The organism is Kitasatospora sp. NPDC087314 (assembly GCF_044744365.1).
Taxonomy (GTDB): Bacteria; Actinomycetota; Actinomycetes; order Streptomycetales; family Streptomycetaceae; genus Kitasatospora.
In genome coordinates, this window is record NZ_JBIUYE010000037.1 from 1 (window position 1) to 5,530 (window position 5,530).

Here is a 5,530-nt window from a genome sequence, read left to right on the forward strand (position 1 = left end):
TGCACCGACAACACCACCCACACCTCCATCCCCATCGGCCACCCCATCTGGAACACCCGCGCCTACGTCCTCGACCCCACACTCCACCCCGTCCCCCCCGGCGTCACCGGCGAGCTCTACCTCGCCGGCATCCAACTCGCCCGCGGCTACCACCACCGGCCGGCCCTCACCGCCGAACGCTTCACCGCCGACCCCCACGGCGGCCCGGGCGAGCGCATGTACCGCACCGGCGACCTCGCAAAGTGGAACCACCACGGCCAACTCGAATACGCCGGCCGCACCGACCAGCAGATCAAACTCCGCGGCCTCCGCATCGAACTCGGCGAGGTAGAGGCCGCGTTGACCACCCACCCCGCCGTCGCCCAGGCCACCGTCCTCCTCCGCGAAGACACCCCCGGCGACAAACGCCTCATCGCCTACACCGTCCCGACGGGCGAACTGAACGAAGCAGCCGTACGAGCCCACCTCGCCGCCACCCTCCCCGAATACATGATCCCGGCAGCGATCGTCGTCCTCGACGACCTGCCCCTCACCGTCAACGGCAAGCTCGACCGCCGCGCCCTCCCCGCACCCGACTTCGCCACCGGCACCACCTACCGGGCGCCCTCGACGCCGCGCGAGTCGCTGCTCTGCGAGGTCTTCGCCCAGGTCCTCGACGTCCCCCAAGTCGGCCTGGACGAAAGCTTCTTCGCCCTCGGCGGACACTCCCTCCTCGCCGTCACCCTGGTCGAGCGACTGCACGCCCGGGGCGTGCAGATCGACATCCGCGCGCTGTTCGCCACTCCCACCGTCGCCGGTCTCGCCCTCGCCGCCGCCGGCATCTCCGAGGTGGCGGCGCCGCCGAACCTCATCCCGGCCGACGCGCGGGAGATCACCCCCGCGATGCTGCCGCTGGTCGACCTCACCACCGACGAGATCGCGCGGATCACCGCGACCCTCCCCGGCGGAGCGCCGAACATCGCGGACATCTACCCCCTGGCCCCGCTCCAGGAAGGCATCCTCTTCCATCACCTGATGGCGGCGGACGAGGACTCGGACGACGTCTACATCTCGCCCACCGTCCTGACCTTCGACACCCGCGAACGGCTGGACACCTTCCTCGGCGCGCTCCAGCACGTCATCGACCGCCACGACATCCTGCGCACCGCCATCCTCTGGCAGGGCCTGCCCGAACCCGTCCAGGTCGTCGCCCGCCACGCCCAACTGCCCGTCACAACGGTCGAGGTCACCGGCGACGACCCGATCGCCGCGCTCACCGCACGCTGCGCGGCCACCATGGACCTCACCCGCGCACCGCTGCTCGACGCCCGGATCGCCACCGAACCGGGCAGCGCCCGCTGGCTGTTGCTGCTCCAGCGCCACCACCTGATCACCGACCACACCACGCTCGAAGTCCTGCTGGCGGAGATCCAGGCCGTCATGGCCGGCCGACAGGACGAGCTGCCGGCGCCGGTGCCGTTCCGCGAGTTCGTCGCCCAGGCCCGGCTCGGCGTCTCCCGCGAGGAGCACGAGCGCTTCTTCACCGGGCTGTTGGGCGATGTCGCCGAGCCGACCGCGCCCTTCGGCCTGCTCGACGTACACGGCGACGCCACCGCCCTCGCCGAGGCAACCGTCACCGTCGATGCCGAACTCGCCCGCCGGGTACGGGAACAGGCCCGTCGCCTGGGTGTGAGCGCGGCCGCCGCGTTCCACGTCGCCTGGGCCCGGGTGGTCGCCGCCACCGCCAACCGGGACGACGTCGTCTTCGGCACCGTCCTGTTCGGCCGCATGAACGCTGGCACCGGCGCGGACCGCGTCCCCGGCCTGTTCATCAACACCCTGCCCGTCCGGGTGCCCGGCCTCGGCGCGAGCGTCACCGACGCCGTGCGCGCCATGCGCGGACTCCTCGCCGACCTGCTGGTCCACGAGCACGCCCCGCTCGCCGTCGCCCAGCAGGCCAGCGGAATAGACGGCTCCGCACCGCTCTTCACCGCCCTGCTGAACTATCGCCACAGCCAGGCGCCCGGCGCCGGGGCCTCACCCGCGACGGGCCTGGCGGGCGTCGAGATCCTGCAGAGCCAGGAGTACACCAACTACCCACTCACCATGTCGGTGGACGACCTCGGCGCCGGGTTCAGCCTCACCGCTCAGACGGTGGCGCCGATCGACGCCGAGCGGGTGTGCGACCTGCTGCACACCGCCCTCGAAGGACTGGTCGACGCGCTCGAAACGGCCCCGGACAGCCCCCTCGGACGCATCGAGGTCCTCAACCCGCAGGAACGGCAGCGGATCCTCACCGAGTGGAACGGCGCCGCCGCCGAGCCGGTGACGGGCACGCTGCCCGAGCTGTTCGCCGCCCAGGTCGCACGGACCCCCGACGCCGTGGCCGTCCGCTGCGAGTCGGACGAGCTGACGTACGCGGAGCTGGACGGGCGGGCCAGCGCGCTCGCACTTCGCCTGGCCGCCGAAGGTGTGGGGGCGGAGAGCGCCGTCGCGGTCCTGATGGAGCGCTCGGCTGACCTGGTCGTCGCGCTACTGGCCGTCGTCAAGGCCGGTGGCTGCTACGTCCCGCTCGACGCCCGCTACCCCCTGGCCCACCGACTCGCGATCACCGCGGAGACCGGCGCCACCATCGTCCTCACCGACACCGCACTGTCGGAGGAGGCCGCCGAACTCGGCCTCACCGTCCTCACCACGGACGATGCCGCGCCCGCCACCAGCGTCGATGTGGCCTACCACGAACGGCAGTTGGCGTACGTGATGTACACCTCCGGCTCCACCGGCCGCCCCAAGGGCGTCGCCGTCACCCACCACGACGTCATCGCGCTCGCCACCGACCACCACATCGCCTCCCCCGCCACGGAACGCGTCCTACTCCACTCCCCCCACTCCTTCGACGCCTCCACCTTCGAACTCTGGGTGCCACTCCTCAACGGCGGCAGCGTCATCGTCGCCCCCACCGGCGACCTCACCGCCACCACACTGCAACACCTCATCACCAACCACCACATCACCGCCCTCTGGCTCACCGCCGGCCTCTTCTCCTCCATCGCCGACGACAACCCAGACTGCCTGAACGGCCTCCACCAACTCTGGACCGGCGGCGACATCGTCTCCCCCACCGCCGTCACCCACGCCCGCGCAGCCTGCCCCGACCTCACCATCGTCAACGGCTACGGACCCACCGAAACCACCACCTTCGCCACCACCCACCCGGTGACCGACACCCCGAACGCCCTGCCCATCGGCCGCCCCCTGGACACCATGCGCGCCTACGTCCTCGACACCCACCTACGCCCCGTACCCGTCGGCGCCACCGGCGAGCTCTACCTCGCCGGCTCCGGCCTCGCCCGCGGCTACCACCACCGCCCCGCCCTCACCGCCGAACGCTTCACCGCCGACCCCCACGGCCCGGCCGGCAGCCGCATGTACCGCACCGGCGACCTCGCGAAGTGGAACCGCCACGGCGAACTCGAATACGCCGGCCGCACCGACGCCCAGATCAAGCTGCGCGGCTTCCGCATCGAACTCGGCGAGGTAGAGGCCGCGTTGACCTCCCACCCGGCCGTGGCCCAGGCCACCGTCCTCCTCCGCGAAGACACCCCCGGCCACAAGCGCCTCATCGCCTACACCGTCCCGACGGGCACGTTGGACGAAGCAGCCGTACGAACCCACCTCACGGCCACCCTCCCCGAATACATGATCCCGGCAGCGATCGTCGTCCTCGACGCGCTACCGTTGACCGTCAACGGCAAGCTCGACCGCCGCGCCCTCCCCGCACCCGACCTCACCCCGGTGTCCAGCCGCGCCCCACGCACCCCGCGCGAGGAGATCCTCTGCGAGGTCTTCGCCCAGATCCTCAGCCTCCCCACGGTCGGGATCGACGACGACTTCTTCGCCCTCGGCGGACACTCCCTCCTCGCCACCCGCCTCGTCAGCCGCATCCGCACCGTCCTCGACGTCGAACTCCCCATCCGCACCCTCTTCGAGGCCCCCACCGTCGCCACCCTCGCCCAACGACTCGACGACACCACCACCAGCCGCCCAGCCCTCACCACCACCACCCGACCCGAGGTCCTCCCGCTCTCCCACGCCCAACAACGCCTCTGGTTCCTCGGCGAGCTCGAAGGCCCCAGCCCCACCTACAACATCCCGCTCTGCCTTCGCCTCTCGGGTCGCCTCCAGGTCGAAGCACTCGACACCGCACTGCGGGACGCGGTGGGACGCCACGAAGTCCTGCGCACCGTCTTCGGCTCCGCCGACGGGCAACCGCGCCAACTCGTCCTCGACATCGACGCAGTAGGCCCCCTCCTGACGGTGGACACCCACGACGAGGAAGCCGTCTCCCGCGCGGCGGCACACGCCTTCGACCTCAACACCGACATCCCGTTCCGCGCCTGGCTGTTCTCCCACAACGAGACCGAGCACACCCTGCTCGTCGTCGTCCACCACATCGCCGGCGACGGCTGGTCCATGAGCCCCCTCGCCCACGACATCTCCACCGCCTACACCGCCCGACTCACCGACACCGCTCCCACCTGGGAACCACTCACCGTCCAGTACGCCGACTACACCCTCTGGCAACGCCACCTCCTCGGCTCCCCCGACGACCCGCACAGCCTCCTCTCCCAGCAACTCACCTACTGGCGCCAAACCCTCACCGACCTCCCCGAAGAACTCACCCTCCCCACCGACCGACCCCGCCCCGCCACCGCCAGCCACCACGGCGGTACCACCACGTTCGCCGTACCCGCTGAGCTTCACCAGCAGGTCGTGGCACTCGCGCGCGCCGAGGGCGTCACGGTGTTCATGGTGCTGCAGGCGGCGTTCGCCGTGCTGCTCTCCCGGCTCGGCGCCGGCACCGACCTCCCCATCGGCACCCCCATCGCCGGACGCACCGACGAAGCCCTCGACAACCTCATCGGCTTCTTCGTCAACACCCTCGTCCTGCGCACCGACCTCAGCGGCAACCCCACCTTCACCCAACTCCTCCACCGCATCCGCGAGTCCGATCTCAGCGCCTTCGCCCACCAGGACGTCCCCTTCGAGCGGCTGGTGGAGGAGATAGCCCCCGCGCGGTCCATGGCCCGCCACCCGCTCTTCCAGGTCATGCTCACCCTCCAGAACAACACCCAGGCCACCCTCAACCTCCCCGAGCTGGACGCGACCCTTCTGCCGCCGGGAGAGCTGGCGGCAAGGTTCGACCTGGATCTCACCCTGGACGAGACCTTCGACGCGGACGGCGAGGCTGCTGGGCTGAACGGGTCGCTGACCTTCGCCCGGGACCTCTTCGACACCGAGACGGCCGAACAGCTCGCCACGCGCTTCGTCCGGGTCCTCAAGGCGGCCGGCTCCGAGCCTCGGCTCCCTGTCAGTCACGTCGACGTGCTCGGCCCGGCCGAGCGGGAGCGGGTGTTGGAGGGGTGGAACGACACGGCGGCCGAGGTCCCGGCAGACACCCTGCCCGACCTGTTCGAGGCCCGCGTGGCGCAGACGCCGGACGCGGTGGCAGTGGTCTTCGAGGACGAGTCACTCACGTACGCGGAGCTGA

1 protein-coding gene is annotated in these 5,530 nt (G+C 71.0%); it reads left to right on the top strand.

Translation table 11 applies throughout. The features are described 5' to 3' along the window. Window positions 1–5,530 (top strand): amino acid adenylation domain-containing protein (locus ACIO5E_RS39500; RefSeq protein ID WP_400677527.1); only part of this gene is annotated, 5,530 nt, incomplete at both ends.